Origin of the sequence: Chitinophaga sp. (genome assembly GCF_036566945.1) — a bacterium.
GTDB lineage: Bacteria > Bacteroidota > Bacteroidia > Chitinophagales > Chitinophagaceae > Chitinophaga.
In genome coordinates this window covers 1-2,472 of the sequence record NZ_DATCVJ010001022.1, presented here as the reverse complement: position 1 = coordinate 2,472, position 2,472 = coordinate 1, and the positions used below count along the sequence as shown (strand labels likewise).

The 2,472-nt window shown below is 47.8% G+C and carries 2 protein-coding genes; one reads left to right on the top strand and one right to left on the bottom strand.

The features are described 5' to 3' along the window. The coding region (locus VIP81_RS30795) for an RNA polymerase sigma factor (protein WP_331971073.1) at positions 1 to 484 on the bottom strand (484 nt) is incomplete at its 3' end. Positions 485 to 876: 392 nt separating this feature from the next. Between VIP81_RS30795 and VIP81_RS30790 the strand changes: the two genes are divergently transcribed. After that, on the top strand, positions 877 to 2,472 hold a 1,596-nt coding region (locus VIP81_RS30790; RefSeq protein ID WP_331971068.1), incomplete at its 3' end, for a discoidin domain-containing protein.

The following is a 2,472-nucleotide window of genomic DNA, read 5'->3' as shown; positions in this document are numbered from 1 at the left end:
ACTCTACTGTTTTGTGAGATATCTGCAGGGTATGTGCTATTTGTTTTTCGGTCAGGCCCTGTTCCCTGCTTAACCGGAATACCAGCTGACATTTTTCAGGAAGCGTACCAACAACGCTTTCTATTGCTGCTTTCAAAGCTTCGCCATCCAGCCATAGCTCGGTAGAATGATCGGAAACGATACAATCGGCGGCATCTTCTGTTACCGGCAGTTTTTTATTGGCGGCAATCCGCTCAAATATTTTATAGCGCGTAACGGCAGCGATATAAGTATGAAAGCTGTATTTAATTTGCAGGGATTGACGACGATGCCAGATGTTGACAAATACGTCCTGCACCAATTCTTCCGCATCAGCATAGGATTGCAGCTGCGTATAAGCTTTGGTGAGTAGTTTTTTCCAGTATCTTTTGTAGAGTTGGCGAAATGCCGCTTCATTGTTCTGCATCAACAGTTGTAACAACTCTTCGTCAGTGTATTGCTCCATTGCACCGAATTACAGTTGATAAAATGATACTTACGTGTCATCAAATAAACTTCTTTTTTTCCAAATAGCGATTAAAAGTAGCTGGCAAAAAAGAGGGTAGGATAAAATACCAGAGAAACGGGGTAAAATACTACAATCAGGAGGCTGCACTAAAAAATATTTCCCCCAACTAAGGGTAACATGGAAATTATACCCACTATATAAACGGAGGCACCCTTTTTCCAACTATGAAAACGAATGACCGATAGCCTACGATAGCCGATCCCGAAAAAGTGCAGTGAAAGAATCTCAAGCAACCAAAAACGTGTAACCATGCTGGTTACAGCAACCTGATATACTGCCGGCCGCTCGGGCGCAGTACTGTTTTCTCTGATCACTAAATACAAGTTTGTATGCACCTGAATTTTAAAAACAGCGCTGCCGCGTTATGGGGAACCTCCCTGTTGTTACTGCTGGCAGGCGCGTCCCGCTCCCAAACCATGACTCGGCAGGACAAAATTTTTATTCAAAAAGGTATTCAGTACCAAAGCTGGATCCGGGTAGATGGAGCTTCCGAGGATCACCCGGTGCCGGCGTTGACCACCATTAACATCGGCAGAACCGGTCGCTATGTAAAAATTCAATTACCTGCCACCGATCCGCTCAGTCTCGCTGAGGTACAGGTATTCAGCGGAGGAGTAAACGTGGCCCAGGGCAAAACCACCCTGCAATCGTCAGACATTAATCCCGGGAGCGGATTGAGTAGTAAGGCGGTAGATGGTAATACCAACGGCAACTATGCTGCAGGTTCCGTTACCCATACCCTCGCCGGCAGTGTGGCCATAGAGCCCTGGTGGCAGGTAGATCTGGGTAACACCGTCACCATCGATTCTATCCGCATCTGGAACCGGACCGACTGCTGCGATCAGCGCCTGAAAGGATTTTATTTGTTTGTATCCAATGCTGCCTTCTCCAACAATTCCCTGGTCAGCACATTTGCACAAAGTGGTGTTAGCTGGTACGTGCAGCCGGGAGTGGATCATTTTCCCAGCGGCAATGAATTGGCCAACACTCATTTTGCGCCTACCTATTATGAACTGCCCATGTACAACTACACCATCCGGCAGCAAAATCCTACGGTGCAATGGGGATTGGTAAAAGGACCTTATGGTACACAGGTTAGCCGTGGTCCGACTGCCTTTGAACAATCGAACGGCTTTCTGAACTCTCTGCAGCTGGCCGACACCAACCTGCTGTCCAGTATTTGTTTTGGAGATGAAGAAGGATATAGTACCGCCGTTCAGGGTTACATGCGCGACTGGTTTGCCATATCCAAAAGTAAATATCCGAATGTACTGGTGCATAACAACCAGTACACCGGTCAGTGGTCAGAGACTAATCTCCGCACCTATATGCAAACTGCGAAGCCCGACCTGATGACCTACGACTATTACTACTTTTATGTAAACAGAAGTCCCGCTGCCGGAGGCTCCCAGGCAGCGATCCTGCAAGACATGTTCCTGTACCGTAAACTGGCGCTGGAAGGGTATGATGGCAGTGGGGCTTCTCCCATAGGTTTTGGTGCTTATTTGCTGGGGTATAAAGGCAGCAGGAATGGTGGTTCCTATAACTACTATCCATCTGAATCAGAGTTTAATATTGGCGTGTATTCGTTCCTGATCATGGGCGCCAAATGGCTGAATAATTTCCGGTACATAGGTGGTAACAATACTTTTTTCTGGACCGATCAGAATGGTACCCCTACGGCTCAATACTGGCAAAATGCACGGTTGGGTGAGGAGGTAGGGCATTTGTCGCCGCACCTGTCGCGTTTGCGTACCCGTGATGTACGGTTTATTGCCGGGCAGCATCTTTCCGGCAGTACTCCCGTGAATAATACTTCGCCTGCCAGCATCGCCGCCTGGGATTCCCTCGCAGGACCTTATATCACCAACATCGCAGCCACTAACCTGGTACCTGCTACCAACAATGGATTGAGAGGAGATGTA